The following is a 24,735-nucleotide window of genomic DNA, read 5'->3' on the forward strand; positions in this document are numbered from 1 at the left end:
GTTCCCTCCCCGCTGGGCGGCCGGTACGCGCGGTGGAGGGGGACGATAGCTGACGTGGCGTCAGATGGAAACGGCTGTCGCACGCTCCGTTCGGTCGGCCGGTGGCCGATACTGGACGGGTTATGGAACTCATCCTTGCTGTAGTCATCGCTCTGGTCGTCGCGGTCGCCGTGACCAGCGGGCTCGTGATCAGCGGTCGCAAGAAGAAGCAGCTGCCGCCGGCCGAGGCTCCCCCCACCACGCCGACCATCACCGCCCCGCCCGCCGAGCCGCATGTCGGCGAGGAGGCGGAGCCGCCGCGGGAGGAACCGCGCCGCACGATCGAGGAGGTCGACCTCCCGACCGCCGAGGCGGAAGCGGAAGCCGAGGCCGAGGTCGAGGCCCCGGTCGCCGTCGAGGTGCCCGAGCCGACCGCCGGCCGCCTGGTCCGGCTCCGCGCCCGGCTCGCCCGCTCGCAGAACTCGCTGGGCAAGGGGCTGCTCACCCTGCTGTCCCGCGAGCACCTCGACGAGGACACCTGGGAGGAGATCGAGGAGACCCTCCTCACCGCCGACGTCGGCGTCGCCCCCACCCAGGAGCTGGTCGACCGGCTGCGCGAGCGCGTCAAGGTCCTCGGCACCCGCACCCCCGAGGAGCTCCGCACGCTGCTGCGCGAGGAGCTGGTCGCCCTGCTCGGCGACTTCGACCGCGTGGTGAAGACCGAGAGCCCCGAGGACGTCCCGGGCGTCGTCATGGTCGTCGGCGTCAACGGCACCGGCAAGACCACCACCACCGGCAAGCTGGCCCGCGTCCTGGTCGCCGACGGCAAGTCCGTCGTCCTCGGCGCCGCCGACACCTTCCGCGCCGCCGCCGCCGACCAGCTCCAGACCTGGGGCGAGCGCGTCGGCGCCCGCACCGTGCGCGGCCCCGAGGGCGGCGACCCGGCGTCGATCGCGTACGACGCGGTCAAGGAGGGCATCGCCGAGAAGGCCGACGTCGTCCTCATCGACACCGCCGGCCGGCTGCACACCAAGACCGGCCTGATGGACGAGCTCGGCAAGGTCAAGCGCGTCGTCGAGAAGCACGGTCCGCTCGACGAGGTGCTGCTCGTCCTCGACGCCACCACCGGTCAGAACGGTCTGATCCAGGCCCGGGTCTTCGCCGAGGTCGTGGACATCACCGGCATCGTGCTCACCAAGCTCGACGGCACCGCCAAGGGCGGCATCGTCGTCGCCGTCCAGCGCGAGCTGGGCGTCCCGGTCAAGCTGGTCGGCCTGGGCGAGGGCCCGGACGACCTGGCCCCCTTCGAGCCCGGCGCCTTCGTCGACGCCCTGATCGGCGACTGACGCGAGACGCATGACGAAGGGCCCCGCCGATCCGGCGGGGCCCTTAGTCATGCCGCGCGGACTATGCGTGGCTGCGGTGGCAGATGTACGCCAGGGTGCCGACGAGCAGCCGGGCCTGCGGCGGGGCGCCCGCTGTGTCCAGGGCCGGCGGCCGCAGCCAGCGCACCGGGCCGAGACCGCCGAGGTCCGACGGCGGGGCCGTGAGGTGCGCGCCGGGGCCCAGGCAGTGCAGGTCCAGATCCGCGTCGTCCCAGCCCATCCGGTACAGCAGCCGCGGCAGCTCCTCCGCCGCGCCTGGCGCGACGAAGAACTGCGCCCGGCCGGTCGGCGTCGCGCACACCGGCCCCAGCGGCAGCCCCATCCGTTCGAGCCGGACCAGCGCCCGCCGCCCCGCCGCCTCCGCCACCTCGATCACGTCGAAGGCCCGGCCCACCGGCAGCAGCAGCGCCGCCCCCGGGTACTCCGCCCATGCCTTGGTCGCGTCGTCCAGGCCCGCGCCCGCCGGGACCGCCGTCGCGTACGGCAGCGGATGCGCGCCCGGCGCTGCACAGGACGGATCACCGCAGGAGCACCTGCCGGACGCGGCCCGCGCCCCTGGGACGACGTCCCAGCCCCACAGTCCGGTGTACTCGGCCACCGCTGTGCCCTCAGTGGTACGGCCGCGCCGCCGCGAGCCGGACCGCAACTCACGAATGCCGCCGATCGTGAAGCCCATGCCCCCTCCAACGGGTCGAACTCGCCGGTGGTTACGAGCCGGAGCGCCCCCGTGACACTCCGTCGCGCCGGGGCCCGGACTCGTCCGGGTGAGCTGGCGCGCGGAAACGGGAGGGGTGGTGCGGAGCGTGCCGCACGCTGCCGTGCACCCCCGTGCATCGGCCCCGGATCGTCGCATGTCAAGTGAATCGCGTTCCGTGCCAGGCGAGTTCATCCGTAGGGGTGGCGAATGGTGGCGTTTCTTGAATCGCCATGGCCGAGGGGGTGATCGTAGGATTACTTTCGGTACACGAGCGGAGGGTTTTCCCGCACTCGTGGGTATGCCGGAGGCAACCCGGTTTCCTGTTCGAAGGGGCACGAACGGCACACGGGGGCCACAATTCACGGCATCCTGAGGAGAGTTCGCGTGACAAAGGCACCAAGGGCATGAGTGTGGATGGGGGCGTTCCAGTGGGCGGCAACGGCGCAGACGGTACGACTGCCGGCAAGCGCCCCAACGAGCAGCTGAGCTCGTGGTTCGTGCGCAGCGGCTGGTCGAAGGGCGAGCTGGCGCGACAGGTGAACCGCAGGGCGCGCCAGATGGGCGCGCACCACATCAGCACCGACACCTCACGGGTCCGCCGCTGGCTCGACGGCGAGCAGCCGCGCGAGCCGATCCCGCGGATCCTGTCCGAGCTGTTCTCGGAGCGCTTCGGCTCCGTCGTCGCCGTCGAGGACCTCGGGCTGCGCGCCGCGCACCAGTCGCCCTCCGTGTCCGGCGTCGACCTCCCGTGGGCCGGCCCCCAGACGGTCTCGCTGCTCTCCGAGTTCTCCCGCAGCGACCTGATGCTCGCCCGCCGCGGCTTCCTCGGCAGCTCCCTCGCCCTCGCCGCCGGCCCCAGCCTCATCGAGCCGATGCAGCGCTGGCTGGTGCCCACCCCGACAGCCGACCCCGGTCAGGCCGAACCGGCCTCGGTCGGCCGCCCCCGGCTCTCCCAGCCCGAGCTCGACCTGCTCGAGTCCACCACCGTGATGTTCCGTCAGTGGGACGCGCAGTGCGGCGGCGGACTGCGTCGCAAGGCCGTCGTCGGCCAGCTCCACGAGGTCACCGACCTCCTCCAGGAGCCCCAGCCCGACGCCACCGCCCGCCGCCTGTTCCGCTGCGCGGCCGAACTCGCCGAACTCGCCGGGTGGATGAGCTACGACGTGGGCCTCCAGCCCACCGCCCAGAAGTACTTCGTGCTCGCCCTGCACGCCGCCAAGGAGGCAGGCGACAAGCCCCTCGGCTCGTACATCCTCTCCTCGATGAGCCGCCAGATGATCCACCTCGGCCGGCCCGACGACGCCCTCGAACTCATCCACCTCGCCCAGTACGGCAGCCGCGACTGCGCCACCGCGCGCACCCAGGCCATGCTGTATGCGATGGAGGCCCGCGCCTACGCCAACATGGGCCAGCCCAGCAAGTGCAAGCGCGCCGTCCGGATGGCCGAGGACACCTTCGCCGACGTCGGCCTCGACGGCGAGCCCGAGCCCGACTGGATCCGCTTCTTCTCCGAGGCCGAGCTCAACGGCGAGAACTCGCACTCCTACCGCGACCTCGCCTACGTCGCCGGCCGCTCCCCGACGTACGCCTCCCTCGCCGAACCCGTCATGCAGAAGGCGGTCGACCTCTTCGCCGGCGACTCCGTCCACCAGCGGTCGTACGCGCTCAACCTCGTCGGCATGGCGACCGTCCACCTCCTCAAGCGCGAGCCCGAGCAGGCCGTCACGCTCGTCGAGCAGGCCCTGAACGTCGCCAAGAGCGTCCGCTCCGAACGCGTCAACACCCGGCTGCGCAAGACCGTCGACACCACCGCCCGGGACTTCGGCGACGTCGCCGAGGTCCGTGATCTCACCGACCGGCTCACCAAGCTTCTCCCCGAGACCGCCGAAGCGGTCTGACCCGCCCCGGCGGGAATCCCAGGCTCCGGCCGCGCCGCACGACCCTCACTGCCCGACTCGGCTCCCCCGCCGCCAGGTCACAGGGTCCCGGCGCGGCCGGTTTTGTGTACCGGCCCGGCCGATCACGGGCATCTGCGGGCCTCCGGACCGGGCCCGGGAGAGTACTGCCGTTACATCCCCGTGACCCGCACGTTCACAGCCGCGTAACACGGTCCGTCCCTTCGTCACTGCCGCGAAACATCGAGCGGCATCACGTGAAACGGCGCTGCGCGAATCTCTGGCGCATAACCGGCCACCCCTCATTGGCCGAGCCGCTCCCGGCCACCGCCCCGCACAGGCCGTACGACGACGAGGAGACGCCGATGGCACCAGCCATCACGACCCTGGCTGCAGACGCCCCCGAGCTCTCTGCCGCCAACACCGGGTTCATGCTCATCTGCTCCGCCCTGGTCATGTTGATGACCCCGGCGCTCGCCTTCTTCTACGGAGGCATGGTCCGCGTCAAGTCCACCCTCAACATGCTGATGATGAGCTTCATCAGCCTCGGGATCGTGACGATCCTGTGGGTGCTCTACGGCTTCAGCATCGCCTTCGGCACGGACATCGGCTCCGTCGTGGGCTGGTCCTCCGAATATGTCGGCCTCAGCGGCATCGGCATCACCGAACTCTGGGACGGCTACACCATCCCGGTGTACGTCTTCGCCGTCTTCCAGCTGATGTTCGCGATCATCACCCCGGCCCTGATCAGCGGCGCCCTGGCGGACCGCGTCAAGTTCACCGCCTGGGCCCTGTTCACCGCCCTGTGGGTCACCGTCGTCTACTTCCCCGTCGCCCACTGGGTCTGGGGCGCCGGCGGCTGGCTCTTCGAGATGGGCGTCATCGACTTCGCCGGCGGCACCGCCGTCCACATCAACGCCGGTGCCGCCGCCCTCGGCGTGATCCTCGTCATCGGCAAGCGCGTCGGCTTCAAGAAGGACCCGATGCGCCCGCACAGCCTCCCGCTGGTCATGCTCGGCGCCGGCCTGCTGTGGTTCGGCTGGTTCGGCTTCAACGCCGGCTCGTGGCTCGGCAACGACGACGGCGTCGGCGCGGTCATGTTCGTCAACACCCAGGTCGCCACCGCCGCCGCCATGCTCGCCTGGCTGTTCTACGAGAAGGTCCGGCACGGCGCCTTCACCACCCTCGGCGCCGCCTCCGGCGCGGTCGCCGGCCTCGTCGCCATCACCCCCGCCGGCGGTTCCTGCTCCCCGCTCGGCGCGATCGCCATCGGCGCCATCGCCGGTCTCCTCTGCGCCATGGCCGTCGGCCTCAAGTACAAGTTCGGCTACGACGACTCCCTCGACGTCGTCGGCGTCCACCTCGTCGGCGGTGTCGTCGGCTCCCTGCTCGTCGGCTTCTTCGCCACCGGCGGCGTCCAGTCCGACGCCAAGGGCCTCCTCTACGGCGGCGGCGTCGACCAGCTCGTCAAGCAGGCCATCGGCGTCTTCTCCGTCCTCGCCTACTCTCTGATCGCCTCCGCGATCCTCGCGTTCCTCATCGACAAGACGATGGGCATGCGGGTCAGCGAGGACGACGAGGTCTCCGGCATCGACCAGGTCGAGCACGCCGAGACCGCGTACGACTTCAGCGGAGCCGGCGGCGGCGCGTCCTCGCGCAGCACCTCCGCCGCCCCCGCCCCCGCCGCCCAGCAGACCAAGAAGGTGGATGCATGAAGCTCATCACCGCAGTCGTGAAGCCGCACCGGCTGGACGAGATCAAGGAGGCCCTGCAGGCCTTCGGCGTCCACGGTCTCACCGTCACCGAGGCCAGCGGCTACGGCCGCCAGCGCGGCCACACCGAGGTCTACCGCGGTGCCGAGTACACGGTCGACCTCGTCCCCAAGATCCGCATCGAGGTGCTGGTCGAGGACGAGGACGCCGAACAGCTCATCGAGGTCGTCGTCAAGGCCGCCCGTACCGGCAAGATCGGAGATGGAAAGGTCTGGAGCGTCCCCGTCGACACCGCCGTACGGGTCCGCACCGGCGAGCGCGGCCCCGACGCGCTGTAGGGCACGGACTTAAGGAGCCGCAGGGTGACGAGCGTCGAGACCAGCAAGGAAACGGAAGACTCGGGACCCGGCGGCTACGCGGCGGCCCGGCTGCGCCTTCTCACCGAGAAGGCGCGGTCCGGGCCGCCGCGCCGTGCCGCCCTGGCACGGCTCACCGACGACTGGCTGGCGGCGCTCTTCGCCGCCGCCGCACCGCCCCGCGGCACCGTCCTCGTCGCCGTCGGCGGCTACGGGCGCGGCGAGCTCTCCCCGCGTAGCGACCTCGACCTGCTGCTCCTGCACGACGGCAGCGCCGACCCCGCCGCCGTCGCCGCGCTCGCCGACCGGATCTGGTACCCGGTCTGGGACCTCGGGCTCGCCCTGGACCACTCCGTCCGCACCTCCGCCGAGGCCCGCAGGACCGCCGGCGAGGACCTCAAGGTCCAGCTCGGCCTCCTCGACGCCCGGCCCCTCGCAGGCGACCACGCCCTCGCCGCGGGGCTGCGGACCGCCGTCCTCGCCGACTGGCGCAACCAGGCCCCGAAACGGCTCCCCGAACTCGACGCGCTCTGCCGCGAGCGCGCCGAGCGGGCGGGCGAGCTCCAGTACCTCCTCGAACCCGACCTCAAGGAGGCCCGCGGCGGCCTGCGCGACGCCACCGCCCTGCGCGCCGTCGCCGCCTCCTGGGTCGCCGACGCCCCCCGCGAGGGGCTCGACCAGGCCCGCCGCCGGCTCCTCGACGCCCGCGACGCCCTCCACCTCGCCACCGGCCGGGCCACCGACCGGCTCGCCCTGCAGGAACAGGACGCCGTCGCCGCCGAACTCGGCCTCCTCGACGCCGACACCCTGCTCCGCGAGGTGTACGAGGCCGCGCGCGTCGTCTCGTACGCCTCCGACGTCACCTGGCGCGAGGTGGGCCGCGTCCTGCGCGCCCGCTCCGCCCGGCCCCGGCTGCGGGGCCTCCTCGGCCGCGGCGGAGGCAAGCCGCCCGTGCAGCGCACGCCGCTCGCCGAGGGCGTCGTCGAGATGGACGGCGAGGCCGTCCTCGCGCTCACCGCCAAACCCGAACGCGACCCCGTCCTGCCGCTGCGCGCGGCCGCCGCCGCGGCCCAGTCCGGGCTGCCGGTCTCGCTGCACGCCGTGCGCCGGCTCGCCGCGGCCGCCGGGCCTCTGCCCGTGCCCTGGCCCGCCGAGGCCCGCGAGGAACTCGTCACGCTGCTCGGCGCCGGCGAGGCGACCGTGCCCGTCTGGGAGGCGCTGGAGGCCGAGGGCCTGATCACCCGCATGCTGCCCGACTGGGAACGCGTCCGCTGCCGGCCGCAGCGCAACCCCGTCCACACCTGGACCGTCGACCGGCACCTCGTCGAGACCGCCGTACAGGCCTCCTCGCTCACCCGTCGCGTCGGCCGGCCCGACCTGCTGCTCGTCGCCGCCCTGCTGCACGACATCGGCAAGGGCTGGCCCGGCGACCACTCCGTCGCCGGCGAGACCATCGCCCGCGACCTCGCCGCCCGCATCGGTTTCGACCGCGCCGACGTCGCCGTCGTCGCCACCGTCGTACGCCACCACCTGCTGCTCGTCGAGACCGCCACCCGGCGCGACCTCGACGACCCGGCCACGGTCAAGTCCGTCGCCGACGCCGTCGGCACCGTGGGCACGCTGGAACTCCTGCACGCCCTCACCGAGGCCGACGCGCTCGCCACCGGGCCCGCCGCCTGGTCCTCCTGGCGCGCCTCCCTCGTCGCCGACCTGGTGAAACGCGTCGCCGGCGTGCTCGCGGGCGAACCGGCCCCCGAACCCGAACCGGCCGCGCCCAGCGCCGAGCAGGAACGCCTCGCCATCGAGGCCCTGCGCACGGGCGAGCCCGCCCTGACCCTGCACACCGAGCACGCGGAGGAGTCCGACGAGCCGGAGCCGCTCGGCGTGGAACTGCTCATCGCCGTCCCCGACCAGCCGGGCGTCCTGCCCGCGGCGGCCGGCGTCCTCGCCCTGCACCGGCTGACCGTCCGGGCCGCCGACCTGCGCGCCGTGGAGCTCCCACCGGAGCTCGGCGGCGCCGGCACGACGGTGCTGCTGCTGAGCTGGCGGGTCGCCGCCGAGTACGGCTCCCTGCCGCAGGCCGCCCGCCTGCGCGCGGACCTGATCCGCGCGCTGGACGGCTCCCTGGACATCCCCGCCCGCCTGGCGGAGCGCGAGGCGGCGTACCCGAGGCGGCGCGGCCTCCAGGCCCCGCCCCCGCGGGTCACCGTCGCCCCGGCCGCCTCCCGCCACGCCACGGTCATCGAGGTCCGCGCCCAGGACGCCCCCGGCCTCCTCCACCGCATCGGCCGAGCCCTGGAGGGCGCGGCGGTCCGCGTCCGCAGCGCCCACGTCTCGACCCTGGGCGCGAACGCGGTGGACGCCTTCTACGTCACGGACGTCTCCGGCTCCCCACTGGCCCCGGAGGACGCGAGCGAGGTGGCGATGACCCTGGAGTCCGCACTGCGCGCGTGACCCCGACCCTGGTTCCGGGCCGTACCGGATACCCTGGAGGGCAATCTGTCCGCCCGCTCCCGACACTGAGGATCCGCGACCGCCGTGTTCGATACCCTCTCCGACCGCCTTGCAGCGACGTTCCAGAATCTCCGCGGCAAGGGTCGCCTGTCCGAGGCGGACATCGACGCCACCGCGCGCGAGATCCGTATCGCCCTGCTCGAGGCCGACGTCGCCCTGCCCGTCGTCCGGGCGTTCATCAAGCAGGTCAAGGAGCGGGCGAGCGGCGCCGAGGTCTCCAAAGCGCTGAACCCGGCCCAGCAGGTCATCAAGATCGTCAACGAGGAGCTCATCGGCATCCTCGGCGGCGAGACCCGTCGGCTCCGGTTCGCCAAGTCCGGGCCGACCGTGATCATGCTCGCCGGTCTCCAGGGCGCCGGTAAGACCACCCTCGCCGGCAAGCTCGGTCTCTGGCTGAAGAGCCAGGGGCACACCCCGCTGCTCGTCGCCTGTGACCTCCAGCGTCCCAACGCCGTCACCCAGCTCGGCGTCGTCGCCGAGCGTGCGGCCGTCGGGTTCTACGGCCCGCAGCCGGGCAACGGGGTCGGCGACCCGGTCCAGGTCGCGAAGGACTCGGTCGAGTACGCGCGGACCAAGATGTTCGACGTCGTGATCGTCGACACCGCCGGCCGCCTCGGCATCGACGCCGAGATGATGCAGCAGGCCGCGGACATCCGTGACGCGACGTCCCCCGACGAGATCCTCTTCGTCGTCGACGCCATGATCGGTCAGGACGCGGTCAACACCGCCGAGGCCTTCCGGGACGGCGTCGGTTTCGACGGCGTCGTACTGTCGAAGCTCGACGGCGACGCCCGCGGCGGCGCCGCGCTCTCCATCGCGCACGTCACCGGCAAGCAGATCATGTTCGCCTCCAACGGCGAGAAGCTGGACGACTTCGACGCGTTCCACCCGGACCGCATGGCGTCCCGCATCCTCGGCATGGGCGACCTGCTGTCCCTCATCGAGAAGGCCGAGCAGACCTTCAGCCAGGAGGAGGCCGCCAAGGTCGCCTCGAAGCTGGCCTCGAAGAAGGGCCAGGACTTCACGCTGGACGACTTCCTCGCCCAGATGGAGCAGGTCCGCAAGATGGGCTCCATCAGCAAGCTCCTCGGCATGCTGCCCGGCATGGCGCAGATGAAGGAGCAGATCAACAACATCGACGAGCGCGACGTCGACCGCACCGCCGCGATCATCAAGTCCATGACCCCGGCCGAGCGCCAGGACCCGACGATCATCAACGGCTCGCGCCGCGCCCGTATCGCCCGCGGTTCGGGCGTCGAGGTCAGCGCCGTGAAGGGCCTGGTCGAGCGGTTCTTCGACGCCCGCAAGATGATGTCCCGCATGGCCCAGGGCGGCGGCATGCCGGGTATGCCGGGGATCCCGGGCATGGGCGGCGGCCCCGGCCGGCAGAAGAAGCAGGTCAAGCAGGCCAAGGGCAAGCGCAAGAGCGGCAACCCGATGAAGCGGAAGGCCGAGGAGCAGGCCGCTCAGGAGCGCCGCGAGCAGGCCCAGGCGGGCGGGGCGTTCGGGCTGCCGGCGGGTGGCCAGGGCGGTCAGGACTTCGAGCTGCCGGACGAGTTCAAGAAGTTCATGGGCTGACCGAGCCCGCAGACGGGAAGAGGCCCGGGAGCGTCGCGTACGCCCCGGGCCTCACCCGTGTCCGCGGCCGCAGCCGTCACGCTCACGCCACTCCCGTAATGCCCTGATTGTCCGGCTCTCGAATAATGAGCCCGTGGCCACTCCCGTACCCCCGCGCGACCGCACCGACCAGCCGTGGCGCTCCGAGGGAGCCCCGCCGCCCCCGCCGGCGCGGAGGAAGATGCCCGGTGGCTGGGGCGGGCTCATCCTCATGGCGCTGGTCGTGTACCTCATCGCCAATCTCGTCCTGTCGCTCTTCAACCGCGGCGACGAGCCGACGATCTCGTACACGGAGTTCAGCAAGCAGGTCGCGGCCGGCAACGTCACCAAGATCTACTCCAAGGGCGACGCGATCCAGGGCGAGCTGAAGAACAAGCAGCCGCTGCCCAACGGCGACAAGGGCGACTACACCAAGTTCGTCACCCAGCGGCCGGCCTTCGCCGACGACGAGCTGTGGAACTCGCTGACCCAGAAGGGCGTCACGGTCACCGCCGAGCCGGTCGTCCAGGAGCGCAGCTTCCTCGTCAACCTGCTGATCTCGCTCGCCCCGATGCTGCTGCTGGTCCTGCTGTGGGTGTTCATCGCCCGCCGGATGAGTTCCGGCCTCGGCGGCGCGGGCGGCATGCTCGGCCGCAAGGCCCCGCCGAAACCGGTGGAGGTGGAGGGCGGCAAACGGACCACCTTCGAGGACGTGGCCGGCATCGACGAGGTCGAGGGCGAACTCAACGATGTCGTCGACTTCCTGAAGAACCCCGCCGCGTACCGCGCCATGGGCGCGAAGATGCCGCGCGGCGTGCTGCTCGCCGGCCCGCCCGGCACCGGAAAGACGCTGCTCGCGCGGGCGGTGGCGGGGGAGGCGGGGGTGCCGTTCTTCTCCGCGTCCGCGTCCGAGTTCATCGAGATGATCGTGGGCGTCGGCGCGTCCCGGGTGCGCGAGCTGTTCGCGGAGGCGCGGAAGGTCGCCCCGGCGATCATCTTCATCGACGAGATCGACACCATCGGCCGGGCCCGCGGGGCGGGCGCGGGCATGGGCGGGCACGACGAGCGGGAGCAGACGCTCAACCAGATCCTCACCGAGATGGACGGCTTCACCGGCTCGGAGGGCGTGATCGTGCTCGCGGCCACCAACCGGGCCGACGTCCTCGACCCGGCGCTGACCCGGCCCGGCCGCTTCGACCGGGTGGTGCACGTCCACGCGCCGGACCTGGGCGGCCGCGAGGCCATCCTCAGGATCCACACCCGGGAGATCCCGCTGGCGGAGGGCGTCGACCTGGGACAGGTGGCGCGGACGACGCCCGGCATGACGGGCGCGGAGCTGGCCAACCTGGCGAACGAGGCGGCGCTGCTCGCGGTCAAGCGGCGGCAGCAGGCGGTCACCCAGTCCGACCTGTCGACCGCACTGGAGAAGGTGCAGCTCGGCGCGGAGCGGCCGCTGGTGATCCCGCCCGAGGAGCGCCGGCGCACCGCGTATCACGAGAGCGGCCACGCGCTGCTCGGCATGCTGCAGCCCGGCGCGGACCCGGTCCGCAAGGTCACCATCGTGCCGCGCGGCCGCGCGCTGGGCGTCACGCTGTCGACGCCCGAGGGCGACAAGTACGCGTACACCGAGGAGTACCTGCGCGGCCGGATCATCGGCGCGCTCGGCGGGATGGCCGCCGAGCAGGTCGTCTTCGGCGTGATCACGACAGGCGCGGAGAGCGACCTGGAGCAGGTCACCAACATCGCCCGCGGGATGGTCGGGCGCTGGGGCATGAGCGAGCGGGTGGGGCGGCTGACCGCGATCCCGGGCGACGCCCAGCAGGCGTACGGGCTGTCGGCGGCGCCGGGGACGCTGGACACCGTCGACAGCGAGATGCGGCGGATCGTCGACGAGTGCTACGAGAGCGCCTGCCGTCAGCTCCGCGAGCACCGCGACAAGCTGGACGCCCTGGCGGCGGCGCTGCTGGAGTACGAGACGCTGGAGGAGGCGGCGGCGTACCGCGCGGCGGGCGTCCCGCGCCTGGCGAAGGGGGAGGGGTAGCGGCGCTCCCCGTCACGGCACCCGGGCGATCACGTACCGGAAGACGTTCGGCATCCACACCGTGCCGTCCCGGCGCACGTACGGGTGCAGGGCCTCGGTCAGTTCCTTCTCGACGCGGGCGGGGTCCGTCGCCGCCGTGGCCGCGTCCAGGAGGCCGGTCGACAGCAGGCCGCGTACGGCGCTGTCCAGGCCCGCGTAGCCGAAGGGGCAGGCCACCCGGCCCGAGCCCTCGGGGCGCAGGCCCGCCCGGGCCGCCCGTAGGTCGAGGTCGTCGTGCGGCCACTCCGCGCCCGCCTCCGCCAGTACCGCCGCCGAGGCGCACCGTTCGCGCGGCCCCCAGCCCGCCAGCACCACGGCCGCGCCGCGTACCGCCGAACCGGGGACGTCGGCCGCCCCGCCGTGGAACGCCGTGACGACGTCGTACGGGCCCGGTGCGGCGTCGTGGCCGGCCAGTCTGCGCCGGGCGTGCGCCAGGCGGTCGGCGTCCGGGTCCGTGCCGGCCACGCGGGCGCCGCGGGCCGCCGCCATGAGCAGCGCCAGTCCGGAGCCGCAGTCCAGGCCGAGCAGCCGGGTGCCGGGACCCACGCCGAGACGCTCGTGGACCGCCTCGTACAGCGGGGCGAGCATCCGTTCCTGGATCTCGACCCAGTCCCGGACCGGGTCGTGCCGGACGAGGGTAGGTGTCATGGAAGGGGCCCCAATCCGCGAAGGTCCATGTGTCGTGGCCGAACGTGCGTGTCCCCCGTGCCCGTGCGTGTTCCTGTGTGCGCGGGGCGCACACACCCCCCGTATGCCAGGGAACTCCCCATCCTTCCCCGCGTCCAGTGGTCGCGCCGCCTTGCGTCCGGGCGGGGGCGGTGCTCCACGCCTCCGGAGGAGCCGCTAGGGTCACTCCCGACCGCCGTGTCACCCGGCGCGCACCCGCCGCCCACGCGCCGGGGCGTACGCGCCGCTACGTACCGGCTTGATGCGAGCTGGGCGGCTTCTCCGCAGATCGGCGCACCCGCCCTCGTCGCGACGCATCAATGGCAACTGACGGGTACGTGCAAAATATTTGGGATGCCCCGGAATGGAACCCGGGGGCGCTCCGGCTCGTTGTACGCGACGTGAGCACGACACCACCTGTTCTCGCCGCAGAGCTGGCACAGGCGTGGGCCGACATTCAGCGGCACCACCCCGAGCTGCCCGACCTTGCCGCGCCCGAGTCCCTGATCGGAGAGTCGTCGTCCGCCTGCGGCGCCGAACTCTCCTTCGAGCGACTGCTTCACGAGGCAGTCCACGGCATCGCCGCCGCCCGGGGTGTCCGCGACACCTCCCGCGCCGGCCGCTACCACAACCGACGCTTCCTCGCGATCGCCGAGGAGATGGGCCTGGACCATCCGGAGGAGCCGCACGCCAGCAGCGGCTTCTCCCTGGTCGCGCTCACCCCCGAGGCGAAGCGGCGCTACCGGCCGACGATCGAGAGACTCCAGCGCGCCCTCAAGGCGCACACGGTCGCGACCGCCGCCGACACCAAGCGCTCCTTCCGCGGGCCCGCCGCCCGGCACGGCTCGTCCGGCGGCGGCGTGCGGGTGAAGGCGGTCTGCGACTGCGGGCGCAACGTGCGCGTGGTGCCGTCCGTCCTCGCGCAGGCGCCGATCGTGTGCGGCGGCTGCGGCAAGCCGTTCCGCATCCCGGAGACGGTCGGCGCGGCCGGCTGAGCGGGGGGTGGGGCCCCCCGGGGGCAGGGGCGTCCCGCGGCGCGCGCGTATGGCACAATGGCAAGCTGTACTCGACAGTCGCATAGGACCCCTCTCTCCTCCGGCTGACGCGTCCATCGGGCACCCGAGTACCGCAACCCCACGTGGCATCTCATGTGCCCAACCACGTCAACACCAGGAGACACCACTCCCGTGGCAGTCAAGATCAAGCTGAAGCGTCTCGGCAAGATTCGCCAGCCCCACTACCGCATCGTCGTCGCCGACTCCCGTACCCGCCGTGACGGCCGGGCCATCGAGGAGATCGGTCTGTACCACCCGACGTACAACCCGTCGCGCATCGAGGTCGACTCGGACCGCGCCCAGTACTGGCTGTCCGTCGGCGCCCAGCCGACCGAGCCGGTTCTCGCGATCCTGAAGCTCACCGGCGACTGGCAGAAGCACAAGGGCCTGCCGGCCCCGGCGCCGCTGCTGCAGCCGGCGACGAAGGAGGACAAGCGCGCCTCCTTCGACGCGTTCGCGAAGGCCCTCGAGGGCGACGACGCCAAGGGTGAGGCCATCACCCCGAAGGCGAAGAAGGCCGACAAGAAGGCGGACGAGGCTCCGGCCGAGGCCGCCGAGTCGACCGAGGCCTGAGCATGCTCGAGGAGGCTCTCGAGCACCTCGTGAAGGGCATCGTCGACAACCCCGACGACGTGCAGGTCGCCTCGCGCAACCTGCGCCGCGGCCGCGTCCTCGAGGTCCGGGTCCACCCCGACGACCTCGGCAAGGTGATCGGCCGCAACGGCCGCACCGCGCGTGCGCTGCGTACCGTCGTGGGCGCCATCGGCGGCCGTGGCATCCGTGTCGACCTCGTCGACGTGGACCAGGTCCGCTGAAGTTTGACACCGGCACGGGCCGGGGAGGGCTGACCGCCCACCCCGGCCCGTTGCCGTACGACAGGAGAGTTCACCAGTGCAGTTGGTAGTCGCGCGGATCGGCCGCGCCCACGGCATCAAGGGCGAGGTCACCGTCGAGGTGCGCACGGACGAGCCGGAACTGCGGCTCGGACCGGGCGCCGTGCTGCTCACCGACCCGGCCTCCACCGGGCCGCTGACCATCGAGACGGGCCGGGTGCACAGCGGGCGGCTGATGCTGCGCTTCGAGGGAGTGCGGGACCGCACCGCCGCGGAGGCGCTGCGCAACACGCTGCTGATCGCCGAGATCGACCCGGACGAGCAGCCCGAGGACGACGACGAGTACTACGACCACCAGCTGATCGACCTGGACGTGGTGCTCGCCGACGGCACCGAGATCGGCCGGATCGCCGAGATCTCCCACCTGCCGTCGCAGGACCTGTTCATCGTCGAGCGGCCGGACGGCAGCGAGCTGATGATCCCGTTCGTGCAGGAGATCGTCACCGACATCGACCTGGAGGAGCAGCGGGCCGTCATCGACCCGCCGCCGGGACTGATCGACGACCGCGCGGAGATCGCGTCCGCCCGCGACGAGAAGTTCGCCGAGGGCGACAAGGACGCGTCCTGATGCGGCTCGACGTCGTCACGATCTTCCCCGAGTACCTGGAGCCGCTGAACGTCTCGCTGGTCGGCAAGGCCCGGTCCGGCGGCACGCTCGACGTCCACGTCCACGACCTGCGGAACTGGACCTACGACCGGCACCACACCGTGGACGACACCCCGTACGGCGGTGGCCCCGGCATGGTCATGAAGACCGGGCCCTGGGGCGACGCCCTGGACCAGGCCCTCGCCGACGGCTACGAGGCCGGCGCCCACGAGCCCGTCCTCGTCGTCCCCACCCCCAGCGGCAGGCCGTTCACCCAGGAACTCGCCGTCGAGCTCTCCGAGCGTCCCTGGCTGATCTTCAGCCCGGCCCGGTACGAGGGCATCGACCGCCGGGTCATGGACGAGTACGCCACCCGCATGCCGGTCTACGAGGTCTCCATCGGCGACTACGTGCTGGCCGGCGGCGAGGCCGCCGTCCTGGTGATCACCGAGGCCGTCGCCCGGCTGCTGCCCGGTGTGCTCGGCAACGCCGAGTCCCACCGCGACGACTCCTTCGCGCCGGGCGCCATGGCAAACCTCCTGGAGGGCCCCGTCTACACCAAGCCTCCCGAGTGGCGCGGCCGGGGCATCCCGGACGTGCTGCTCAGCGGTCACCACGGGAAGATCGCCCGCTGGCGGCGCGACGAGGCCTTCCGACGCACCGCTCTGAACCGGCCGGACCTGATCGAGCGCTGCGACCCCGCCGCCTTCGACAAGAAGGACCGCGAACTGCTCTCCATCCTCGGCTGGGCCCCCGAGCCCGGCGGCCGATTTTGGCGCAAGGCGCCGGCCGTGGAAGAATAGGCCGCTGTCGTACGCCCGTATCGCGCTCCTGCCACAGGGGGACCGTCGCGGTCGAGCGGTACGACTCCCGAATTCTCCTCGAATCTCCCGCCCGGCGACCTGTGGCGTCGTGCGAAGAAAGCAGACGAAGAACATGGCTTCTCTTCTCGACGGTCTGAACGCCGCCTCCCTGCGCTCGGACGTCCCGGCCTTCCGCCCGGGTGACACGATCAACGTGCACGTCCGCGTCATCGAGGGCAACCGCTCCCGTATCCAGCAGTTCAAGGGCGTCGTCATCCGCCGTCAGGGCTCGGGCGTCTCCGAGACCTTCACGGTCCGCAAGGTCTCCTTCTCCGTCGGCGTCGAGCGCACCTTCCCGGTGAACTCCCCGATCTTCGAGAAGATCGAGCTCGTCTCCCGCGGTGACGTCCGTCGCGCCAAGCTCTACTACCTGCGTGAGCTGCGCGGCAAGGCTGCCAAGATCAAGGAGAAGCGCGACAACTGAGCCCCCGGCTCACCGTCGCGCGTTCGGGTCCACAGGTCGGCCGGATAGGCTCAGGCCCCGATGGACACCGAAGCACAGCACACGGAGCGCGACCGCCCCTCCACGCCGGAGGAGCGGTCGCGCTCCGCGCGCGTTACGGGAGACGACACCGCGCGCCTCGCGGAGGATGACACCGCGCGCGTTGCGGAGGACGACTCCGCGGAAGGTCCGGCACGCGGACGGCTCTCCTGGCGGAGCGCCGGGCTGGTCGGCATCGCCTGCACGGTCTTCGTGCTGCTCCTGAGCCACTTCGTGCTGCAGCCCTTCCTGATCCCCAGCGGCTCCATGGAGCCCACGCTGCAGATCGGCGACCGAGTGCTGGTGAACAAGCTGGCGTACCGTTTCGGCGACCAGCCGCGCCGAGGCGACGTCCTCGTCTTCGACGGCGCCGACTCCTTCGTACGGGAGCCCGCCGAGGAGAACCCGGTGGCCGAGCTGCTGCACGGGGCCGGCGCCGCCCTCGGTCTCGCGGAGCCCGACGAGACCCACTTCGTGAAGCGGGTGGTGGGCGTCGGCGGCGACCGCGTCGTCTGCTGCGACAAGGAGGGCCGGATCCGCGTGAACGGCACACAGGTCGAGGAGCGGTACGTGTTTTTCGGCGACGCCCCCTCCAAGGTCCCCTTCGACATCGTCGTCCCCGACGGAACCCTGTGGGTCATGGGCGACCACCGCAGCCGCTCCAGCGACTCCCGCGACCACCTCGGCTCCCCGGGCGGCGGCATGGTGCCCGTGGACAAGGTGATCGGCCGCGTCGACTGGATCGGCTGGCCCTTCGCCCGCCGGACCGCCCTGGCCGGCACCGACGCCTTCGCGCGGGTGCCCGAGCCCGGGTCCGTACCCGCCGGGGCGGGCGGCCATGGGTAACCGCGGGCGGCGCGCGGCCGGCCACCGCTCCGACACCCGGCTGCCCACCGGCTCCCGGCCCACCGACGGCGAACGGGCGCTGCCCGGCCGCGCCGAGCGGCGCCGGCTCGCGCGGAAGGTCAAGCGGCGGCGGCAGCGCTCCGCCGCCAAGGAGATCCCGCTGCTGGTCACGGTGGCGGTCCTCATAGCCCTGGTCCTGAAGACCTTCCTGGTGCAGGCCTTCGTCATCCCGTCCGGCTCCATGGAGCAGACGATCCAGATCCAGGACCGGGTGCTCGTCGACAAGCTGACGCCCTGGTTCGGCAACAAGCCCCAGCGTGGCGACGTCGTGGTCTTCAAGGACCCCGGCGGCTGGCTGCAGCAGGAGATCGCGCCGCCCGGCGAGGACCCGGTGGGCGTCAAGCAGGTGAAGCAGTTCTTCACGTTCATCGGGCTGCTGCCGTCCGCCGACGAGCAGGACCTCATCAAGCGGGTCGTCGCCGTCGGCGGGGACACCGTGAAGTGCTGCGGCAAGGACGGCCGGATCACCGTCAACGGCGTCCCGCTGAACGAGCCGTACCTGAACCCCGGCGACGAACCCTCGAAGATCAAGTTCGAGGTGAAGGTGCCGCCGGGCCGCATCTTCGTCCTCGGCGATCACCGCTCCGACTCGGCCGACTCACGTTTCCACCTGGACGAACCGGGGCAGGGGACCGTCGCCGAGGAACAGGTGGTCGGCCGTGCGTTCTCCATCGTCTGGCCCGTGTCGCACTGGCGGACCCTGGAAGAGCGCGACACCTTCGCCGCCGTCCCGGACGCGGGGCGCGGATCTACGTCCGCACACGGCGCGTCGCATAGTGTGTCCTCGCGGAATCTGAACGGATTGCCCTGGCTCCCGACCCCTGCGGAACTCCCGCTCGTTATGGGAGTGGTGGGCCTGTCCCTGTTCTGGGACAGGCGATTGCACGGAGTGAGGAGTGGATGTGGGGGATTTGGCCGTCGGGGCACGATCCGGACACGACGAGCCCGAGAAGAGGCCTGAGCAGCTCGGCCAGTCGCCCGCGGCCATGACCGACGACGGACCGGGGAACGCCGCGGGCGAGCCCCCGGCCGACGACGGCGCCGGGCGCGACGAGACCGGGGACGACCACCCCGGCCACAAGCCGCAGCGCTCCTTCTGGAAGGAGCTGCCGCTGCTCATCGGCATCGCGCTGCTCCTCGCGCTGCTGATCAAGACCTTCCTCGTGCAGGCGTTCTCGATTCCGTCGGAGTCGATGATGGACACGCTCAAGCGCGGCGACCGGGTCCTCGTCGACAAGCTCACCCCCTGGTTCGGCTCCGAGCCGGAGCGCGGCGAGGTCGTCGTCTTCCACGACCCGGGCGGCTGGCTTGAGGGCGAGCCCACCCCCGACCCGAACGCGCTGCAGAAGTTCCTGAGCTTCATCGGCCTGATGCCGTCCGCCGAGGAGAAGGACCTGATCAAGCGGGTCATCGCGGTCGGCGGGGACACCGTGTCCTGCAAGGAGGGCGGCAAGGTCGTCCTCAACGGCAAGCCGCTCGACGAGACCTCGTACATCAAGCCCGGCTCGACGCCCTGCGGCGACAAGCCGTTCGGCCCGATCAAGGTCCCCGAGGGCCGGATCTGGGTGATGGGCGACAACCGGCAGAACTCGATGGACTCGCGCTGGCACCAGGAGCTGCCCGGCGGCGGCACGGTCTCCAACGAGGACGTCGTCGGCCGTGCGGTCGTCGTCGCCTGGCCCGTCACCCGCTGGTCCACGCTGCCCGTGCCGGACACCTTCGACCAGCCGGGCCTGAACCAGGCCCTGGCCGTCGCGCCGGGCGCGGCGGGACTGGCCGGCGCGGTGCCGCTGGTGCTGTGGCGGCGGAAGAAGCTCGCCGAGCGCTGAGCCGGTCCGAGCGGCAGGCAGCCGGGACCCCGTACCGCACGCGGTACGGGGTCCCGCTCGTGACATGGGCCCTTTCTCGTACCCCTACCGGCGAGTTAAGGTGCCGACCCCAGATGCGGCGGACCATCGGATCGGATGCGGGGCAGCGGTGAGCGAAACGGTACGGACCCAGGACGGCGGCGGGGGCCGCGTCGGCAGTGTGCTGTCCGGGCTCGCGGTGGCCCTCGGCTGCCTGCTCTTCCTCGGCGGCTTCGGCTGGGGCGCGCTGGAGTACCAGCCCTACACCGTGCCGACCGACTCCATGTCGCCGACCGTCGAGACCGGCGACCGGGTGCTCGCCCAGCGGATCGACGGCAGCCAGGTCAGGCGCGGCGACGTCGTCGTCTTCCGCGAAGCCCTCTGGGGCGACATGCCCATGGTCAAGCGGGTGGTCGGCGTCGGCGGCGACAAGGTCGCCTGCTGCGCCGCCGACGGCCGGCTGACGGTGAACGGGAAACCGGTCGACGAGCCCTATCTGCGGTCGAAGGACGCCACCGAGGGGCAGGACTTCAGTGTGACCGTGCCCGAAGGCAAGCTGTTCCTGCTCGGCGACGAGCGGCACAACTCGATGGACTCCCGCGTCCACCTCCAGGAGGCGGGCCAGGGCTCCGTGCCGCGCTCGGCCGTGACCGGCAGGGTCGACGCCATCGCCTGGCCGATGGACGGCGTGCTGGCCCGGCCGACGGGCTTCGCCGGACTGCCGGGCGGGATCTCCGAGCCCGGGCCGGTCCGGCCGATCGTCACGGCGATCGTGGCCGGCGCCGCGCTGGTCCTCGCCGGTGCCGCGTACGGGCCGCTGGCGCGCATCGCCGGAGGGCGGCGCGGGGGCGGCGCGCGCCGCGAGAAGGAGACGGTGACCGCATGACGGACGCGGAACAGCCGGAGCTGCGGCGGGTGGCGCGCGTGGTGCTGCTCGACCCGGACGACCGCATCCTGCTCATGCACGGCTTCGAGCCCGACCACCCGGAGCGGACCTGGTGGTTCACGCCCGGCGGGGGACTGGAGGGCGAGGAGACCCGCGAGCAGGCCGCGCTGCGCGAGCTCGTCGAGGAGACCGGGATCACCGACGTCGAACTCGGCCCGGTGCTCTGGGAGCGGATCTGCTCCTTCCCGTTCGACGGGCGGCGCTGGTTCCAGGACGAGTGGTACTACCTGGCGAGGACCAGCCAGACCGAATTCGCCCCCGGTGGCCTCACCGAGCTGGAGGAGCGCAGTGTCACGGGGCTGAGATGGTGGACTTCCGCCGAACTGTCGGCGGCGCGTGAGACGGTGTACCCGACAAAGCTCGCCGAGCTGCTGCGCACGCTGCTCGACGAGGGACCTCCGAGTGCGCCGGTCGTTCTCGCCCCGGAAACCGACTAGGGGCGCCCGTGACTGGCGCACAATGGGGTCACGCACGGCTGAAGGGGAACATGCCATGAGCGCCGAGGACCTCGAGAAGTACGAGACCGAGATGGAGCTGAAGCTCTACCGGGAGTACCGCGACGTCGTCGGGCTGTTCAAATACGTGATCGAGACCGAGCGGCGCTTCTACCTCACCAACGACTACGAGATGCAGGTGCACTCGGTGCAGGGCGAGGTGTTCTTCGAGGTCTCGATGGCCGACGCCTGGGTCTGGGACATGTACCGGCCGGCCCGCTTCGTCAAGCAGGTGCGCGTGCTCACGTTCAAGGACGTGAACATCGAGGAGCTCAACAAGAGCGACCTGGAGCTGCCGAGCAGCTGAGCCGGGGGCTCGCCTCACCCTGCGGGGTGACGAGGTTTTCCACAGCCGCCCGCTTGTCCACAGCCCGCCCCACCAAGATCCACATGCGCTCCCGCGATCCGTCACAGTCGGTGACGGAGGTGGTACCGATGAACAAGGCCACGGGGGCGCTCGGACGGTACGGAGAGGAGCTGGCCGCACGCCGGCTCGTCGAGACCGGAATGACGGTGCTCGCGCGCAACTGGCGCTGCGGCCGCGCCGGAGAGATCGACATCGTCGCCCGGGAGGGCGACACCATCGTCCTGTGCGAGGTGAAGACCCGCAGGGAAGGGGCGTACGAGCACCCCATGGCGGCGGTCACCGTACGCAAGGCCGCCCGGCTCAAACGGCTCGCGGACTGCTGGCTGCACCGGCACGGAGGGGCGCCGCCGGGCGGGCTCCGGATCGACCTCGTCGGCGTCGTCCTGCCGCACCGCGGAGCCCCGCAGGTCACCCACGCCAAGGGGGTGCTGTGATGGGATTCGCCCGCACCTGCTCGGTGGCGCTCGTCGGCGTCGAAGGGGTGGTCGTCGAGGTCCAGGCCGATCTGGAAGCCGGGGTCGCCGCGTTCACGCTGGTCGGACTGCCGGACAAGAGCCTCACCGAGAGCCGCGACCGGGTCCGCGCGGCCGTCGTGAACTCCGGCGGCGAGTGGCCCCAGAAGAAACTGACCGTCGGACTGAGCCCGGCCTCGGTGCCCAAGAGCGGCAGCGGCTTCGACCTCGCCGTCGCCGCGGCGGTGCTCGGCGCGGCCGAGCGCATCGACCCGAGGGCCATCGCCGACCTCGTCCTCATCGGCGAACTCGGCCTCGACGGCCGGGTGCGGCCGGTGCGCGGCGTGCTGCCCGCCGTGCTCGCCGCCGCCGAAGCCGGGTACGAGCACGTCGTCGTCCCCGAGCAGACCGCCGGCGAGGCGGCGCTCGTGCCCGGCGTCTCCGTGCTCGGCGTGCGCAGTCTGCGCCAGCTCATCGCGGTCCTCGCCGACGAACCCGTCCCCGACGAGGAACCCGCGCAGCAGGGCCGGCCCGACGCGATGCTCGCCGGGCTCCTGGTGCCGGGGGCCGGAGTCGGTACGGGACTGTCCGCCGATCCCGGGGACGGGCCCGACCTCGCGGACGTGGCGGGGCAGCGCGCCGCCCGCACCGCCATCGAGGTCTCCGCGGCCGGCGGCCACCACCTGCTGCTGTCCGGGCCGCCCGGCGCGGGCAAGACGATGCTCGCCGAACGGCTCCCGACGGTGCTGCCGCCGCTCACCCGGCAGGAATCCCTGGAGGTCACCGCGGTCCACTCGGTGGCGGGGATCCTGCCGCCGGGCGAGCCCCTGGTCCGCAGGGCGCCGTACTGCGCCCCGCACCACTCGGCGACGATGCAGTCACTGGTCGGCGGCGGCAACGGTCTGCCGCGGCCGGGCGCCGTCTCGCTCGCCCACCGCGGAGTCCTCTTTCTGGACGAGGCCCCGGAGTTCTCCGGCAAGGCACTGGACGCGCTGCGGCAGCCGCTGGAGTCGGGGCACGTGGTCGTCGCCCGGGCGGCCGGAGTGGTGCGGCTGCCCGCGCGGTTCCTGATGATCCTCGCCGCCAACCCCTGCCCCTGCGGCCGCCACAGCCAGCACGGTGCGGGCTGCGAATGCCCTTCGTCGCTGATCCGCCGCTACCAGGCCCGGCTGTCCGGTCCGCTCCTGGACCGGGTGGACCTGCGGGTCGAGGTCGAGCCGGTCACCCGGTCCGACCTGCTGGGGCAGGGCGGGCGAGGCGAGACCAGCGCCGTGGTCGCCGACCGGGTGCGCGAGGCGCGGGCCAGGGCGGCCGCCCGGCTCGACGGCACGCCCTGGCGCGTCAACTGCGAGATCCCCGGCCACGAACTGCGCACCCGCTTCCTGGCCGCGCCCGGCGCCCTGGTCGCGGCGGAACGCGACATCGAGCGCGGCCTCCTCACGGCCCGCGGCCTCGACCGCGTCCTGCGCGTGGCCTGGACCGTCGCCGACCTCTCCGGTCGCGACCGCCCCGAGGCGCAGGACGTGGCGCTCGCCCTGGAACTGCGCACCGGCATCCCCCGGGGCGCGGACCTGGTACCGGCCGGCGCGGGGACGGGGGAGCGGACGTGAACGGCGAGGAGGAGCGGCAGACGCCGGCACCGGAGGACGAACGGCTGGCCCGGGCCGCGCTGGCCCGGGCGGTGGAGCCGGGGGACGAGCAGGCGGGGAGCTGGGTGCGGCGGTACGGGGCCGCCGGGTTTCTGGCCCGGTTACGAGAGCCCGGCGACGGGGCCGAGCCGTTTCCCGGCACTGGGGAGAAACGGGTGCGGGGCTGGCGGCACCGAGCCGCGCAGGCCGCCGCCGAGACCCCGCCCGAGCAGGACCTCGACGCCGTCGCCGCGCTCGGCGGGCGGTATGTCGTACCCGGCGACGCCGAATGGCCCCGGCAGCTCGACGACCTCGGCGACGCCCGGCCCCTCGGGCTCTGGGTGCGCGGCCCCGCCGACCTGCGGGCCTGGGCGCTGCGCTCCGTCGCCGTCGTCGGGGCCCGGGCCTGCACCCCGTACGGCGCGCACACCGCGACCACCCTGGCCGGCGCCCTCGCCGAGCAGGGCTGGGTGATCGTCTCCGGCGCGGCCTTCGGCATCGACGGCGCCGCCCACCGCGGCGCCCTCGCCGCCCAGGGCGCGACCGTCGCCGTACTGGCCTGCGGCATCGACACCCCCTACCCGCGCGGCCACGCCGGGCTGATCCTGCGGATCGCCGAGCAGGGCCTCGTCCTCGGCGAACTGCCGCCGGGCAGCCATCCCACGCCCGCCCGGTTCATCCTCCGCAACCGCGTCATCGCGGCGCTCACCCGGGGGACGGTCGTGGTGGAGGCCGAGTACCGCAGCGGCTCGCTCGTCACCGCCCGGGCCGCCCAGCGGCTCGGCCGGCACACCATGGGCGTGCCCGGCCCCGTCACCTCCGGCCTCTCCGCGGGGGTCCACGAGCTCCTGCGCGGGCCCGCCACCCTCGTCACGGACGCCGCCGAGGTGATCGAACTCGTCGGCGCCATGGGCGAACTGGCCCCCGCCCGCAGAGGTCCCGTCCTTCCCAGGGACCTCCTGGACGCCGACTGCGCCAGAGTCCTCGAAGCCCTGCCCGCGCACGGCGCCACCTCGGCCCAGGAGGTCGCCCACCGTGGCGGCACACCCCCCGACGAGACCGTCGCGCGCCTGTACGAGCTGCACTCACTGGGGTTCGTGGAACGCGTGAACGGGGGCTGGAGATTGACGAACACACGCAGAAGCGCGTCGAACATGCGGCGAGGCGGTGCTTGACCTGGAGCATTCGGGTGAAAAGGTGAGGCAGATGAGCAACCGAGTTCTCTCGCCCGTGCGCGAGGGGCCCCCATGCGCCGCCGCCCGGGTTCGAAGATGCGGTCGATCCCGGCCCCCCGCCAAGGCGCGATCCGCCGGCGTTCGCGTACCGCGACTGCTCAG

General features: G+C 72.5%; 24 protein-coding genes. 22 read left to right on the forward strand and 2 right to left on the reverse strand.

Going from position 1 to position 24,735, the window contains the following annotated elements; translation table 11 throughout:
* Positions 1-122: 122 nt before the first annotated feature.
* A complete protein-coding gene (gene ftsY, locus ACGFMM_RS06475; protein ID WP_393643676.1) occupies positions 123-1,325 on the forward strand; it encodes a signal recognition particle-docking protein FtsY in 1,203 nt (400 codons plus the stop codon).
* 61 nt (positions 1,326-1,386) lie between these two features.
* On the opposite strand, the gene ACGFMM_RS06480 is transcribed toward ftsY, so the two are convergent.
* Positions 1,387-2,040 (reverse strand): bifunctional DNA primase/polymerase, encoded by a 654-nt coding sequence (locus ACGFMM_RS06480; protein ID WP_393643677.1) that lies wholly within the window; start codon positions 2,038-2,040, stop codon positions 1,387-1,389.
* Positions 2,041-2,465: 425 nt separating this feature from the next.
* Here ACGFMM_RS06480 and ACGFMM_RS06485 point away from each other — a divergent pair, with 425 nt between their 5' ends.
* The 6 genes from ACGFMM_RS06485 to ftsH all read left to right on the forward strand — a co-directional run bounded on the left by ACGFMM_RS06485 (position 2,466) and on the right by ftsH (position 12,175).
* Positions 2,466-3,959, forward strand: coding sequence for a hypothetical protein (locus ACGFMM_RS06485; RefSeq protein ID WP_393643678.1), 1,494 nt, complete (start codon positions 2,466-2,468; stop codon positions 3,957-3,959).
* A gap of 362 nt (positions 3,960-4,321) precedes the next feature.
* Positions 4,322-5,671 carry an ammonium transporter gene (locus ACGFMM_RS06490; RefSeq protein ID WP_393643680.1) on the forward strand — a complete coding sequence of 450 codons (1,350 nt, stop codon included), beginning with the start codon at positions 4,322-4,324 and terminating at the stop codon, positions 5,669-5,671.
* A complete protein-coding gene (locus ACGFMM_RS06495; RefSeq protein ID WP_030117734.1) occupies positions 5,668-6,006 on the forward strand; it encodes a P-II family nitrogen regulator in 339 nt (112 codons plus the stop codon). The genes ACGFMM_RS06490 and ACGFMM_RS06495 overlap by 4 nt, the downstream gene beginning before the upstream one ends.
* A 24-nt stretch (positions 6,007-6,030) precedes the next feature.
* Positions 6,031-8,478, forward strand: coding sequence for a [protein-PII] uridylyltransferase (locus tag ACGFMM_RS06500; RefSeq protein WP_393643682.1), 2,448 nt, complete (start codon positions 6,031-6,033; stop codon positions 8,476-8,478).
* An 84-nt stretch (positions 8,479-8,562) separates the two neighbouring features.
* Entirely contained in the window at positions 8,563-10,116 is a 1,554-nt protein-coding gene (gene ffh, locus ACGFMM_RS06505; protein ID WP_393643683.1) for a signal recognition particle protein, read from the forward strand.
* Positions 10,117-10,249: 133 nt separating this feature from the next.
* A complete protein-coding gene (gene ftsH, locus ACGFMM_RS06510) occupies positions 10,250-12,175 on the forward strand; it encodes an ATP-dependent zinc metalloprotease FtsH (RefSeq protein ID WP_393643685.1) in 1,926 nt (641 codons plus the stop codon).
* A 12-nt stretch (positions 12,176-12,187) separates the two neighbouring features.
* On the opposite strand, the gene ACGFMM_RS06515 is transcribed toward ftsH, so the two are convergent.
* Complete coding sequence (locus tag ACGFMM_RS06515) at positions 12,188-12,862, reverse strand: methyltransferase type 11 (protein WP_393643687.1); 675 nt, start codon at positions 12,860-12,862, stop codon at positions 12,188-12,190.
* Between the two features lie 419 nt (positions 12,863-13,281).
* On the opposite strand from ACGFMM_RS06515, the gene ACGFMM_RS06520 reads away from it, so the two are divergent.
* From ACGFMM_RS06520 to dprA, 15 genes are all read left to right on the forward strand, one after another.
* The gene (locus ACGFMM_RS06520) at positions 13,282-13,875 is read left to right on the forward strand and encodes a hypothetical protein (protein ID WP_393643688.1); all 594 of its coding nucleotides are present in this window, start codon (positions 13,282-13,284) and stop codon (positions 13,873-13,875) included.
* Positions 13,876-14,067: 192 nt separating this feature from the next.
* Entirely contained in the window at positions 14,068-14,508 is a 441-nt protein-coding gene (gene rpsP / locus ACGFMM_RS06525) for a 30S ribosomal protein S16 (RefSeq protein WP_393643690.1), read from the forward strand.
* Positions 14,509-14,510: 2 nt separating this feature from the next.
* Positions 14,511-14,750 (forward strand): RNA-binding protein, encoded by a 240-nt coding sequence (locus tag ACGFMM_RS06530; RefSeq protein ID WP_005311361.1) that lies wholly within the window; start codon positions 14,511-14,513, stop codon positions 14,748-14,750.
* A 76-nt stretch (positions 14,751-14,826) separates the two neighbouring features.
* On the forward strand, positions 14,827-15,396 hold the full coding sequence (gene rimM / locus ACGFMM_RS06535; RefSeq protein ID WP_393643691.1) for a ribosome maturation factor RimM: 570 nt from the start codon (positions 14,827-14,829) through the stop codon (positions 15,394-15,396).
* A complete protein-coding gene (trmD, locus tag ACGFMM_RS06540) occupies positions 15,396-16,217 on the forward strand; it encodes a tRNA (guanosine(37)-N1)-methyltransferase TrmD (RefSeq protein WP_393643693.1) in 822 nt (273 codons plus the stop codon). The genes rimM and trmD overlap by 1 nt, the downstream gene beginning before the upstream one ends.
* A gap of 133 nt (positions 16,218-16,350) precedes the next feature.
* Complete coding sequence (gene rplS, locus ACGFMM_RS06545; protein WP_393643695.1) at positions 16,351-16,701, forward strand: 50S ribosomal protein L19; 351 nt, start codon at positions 16,351-16,353, stop codon at positions 16,699-16,701.
* A 60-nt stretch (positions 16,702-16,761) separates the two neighbouring features.
* Positions 16,762-17,604, forward strand: coding sequence for a signal peptidase I (lepB, locus tag ACGFMM_RS06550; RefSeq protein ID WP_393643697.1), 843 nt, complete (start codon positions 16,762-16,764; stop codon positions 17,602-17,604).
* Positions 17,597-18,625, forward strand: a complete 1,029-nt coding sequence (lepB, locus tag ACGFMM_RS06555) for a signal peptidase I (protein WP_393643698.1) — start codon at positions 17,597-17,599, stop codon at positions 18,623-18,625. Before lepB (ACGFMM_RS06550) ends, lepB (ACGFMM_RS06555) begins: the two co-directional genes overlap by 8 nt.
* Positions 18,576-19,493: a signal peptidase I gene (lepB, locus tag ACGFMM_RS06560; protein ID WP_393643775.1), complete on the forward strand. Its 918-nt coding sequence runs from the start codon at positions 18,576-18,578 to the stop codon at positions 19,491-19,493. The genes lepB (ACGFMM_RS06555) and lepB (ACGFMM_RS06560) overlap by 50 nt, the downstream gene beginning before the upstream one ends.
* A 148-nt stretch (positions 19,494-19,641) precedes the next feature.
* Positions 19,642-20,397 carry a signal peptidase I gene (lepB, locus tag ACGFMM_RS06565; RefSeq protein WP_393643700.1) on the forward strand — a complete coding sequence of 252 codons (756 nt, stop codon included), beginning with the start codon at positions 19,642-19,644 and terminating at the stop codon, positions 20,395-20,397.
* Positions 20,394-20,894, forward strand: coding sequence for an NUDIX hydrolase (locus ACGFMM_RS06570; RefSeq protein WP_393643702.1), 501 nt, complete (start codon positions 20,394-20,396; stop codon positions 20,892-20,894). The genes lepB (ACGFMM_RS06565) and ACGFMM_RS06570 overlap by 4 nt, the downstream gene beginning before the upstream one ends.
* 55 nt (positions 20,895-20,949) lie before the next feature.
* Positions 20,950-21,258, forward strand: a complete 309-nt coding sequence (locus ACGFMM_RS06575; protein WP_055510545.1) for a DUF2469 domain-containing protein — start codon at positions 20,950-20,952, stop codon at positions 21,256-21,258.
* Positions 21,259-21,386: 128 nt separating this feature from the next.
* Entirely contained in the window at positions 21,387-21,752 is a 366-nt protein-coding gene (locus ACGFMM_RS06580; protein WP_393643704.1) for a YraN family protein, read from the forward strand.
* Complete coding sequence (locus ACGFMM_RS06585) at positions 21,752-23,380, forward strand: YifB family Mg chelatase-like AAA ATPase (protein ID WP_393643706.1); 1,629 nt, start codon at positions 21,752-21,754, stop codon at positions 23,378-23,380. The genes ACGFMM_RS06580 and ACGFMM_RS06585 overlap by 1 nt, the downstream gene beginning before the upstream one ends.
* Positions 23,377-24,573 carry a DNA-processing protein DprA gene (dprA, locus tag ACGFMM_RS06590; RefSeq protein ID WP_393643708.1) on the forward strand — a complete coding sequence of 399 codons (1,197 nt, stop codon included), beginning with the start codon at positions 23,377-23,379 and terminating at the stop codon, positions 24,571-24,573. The genes ACGFMM_RS06585 and dprA overlap by 4 nt, the downstream gene beginning before the upstream one ends.
* Positions 24,574-24,735: the final 162 nt, after the last annotated feature.

The sequence above is a fragment of the Streptomyces sp. NPDC048604 genome (assembly GCF_043199435.1).
In the GTDB taxonomy this organism is placed as follows: Bacteria; Actinomycetota; Actinomycetes; order Streptomycetales; family Streptomycetaceae; genus Streptomyces.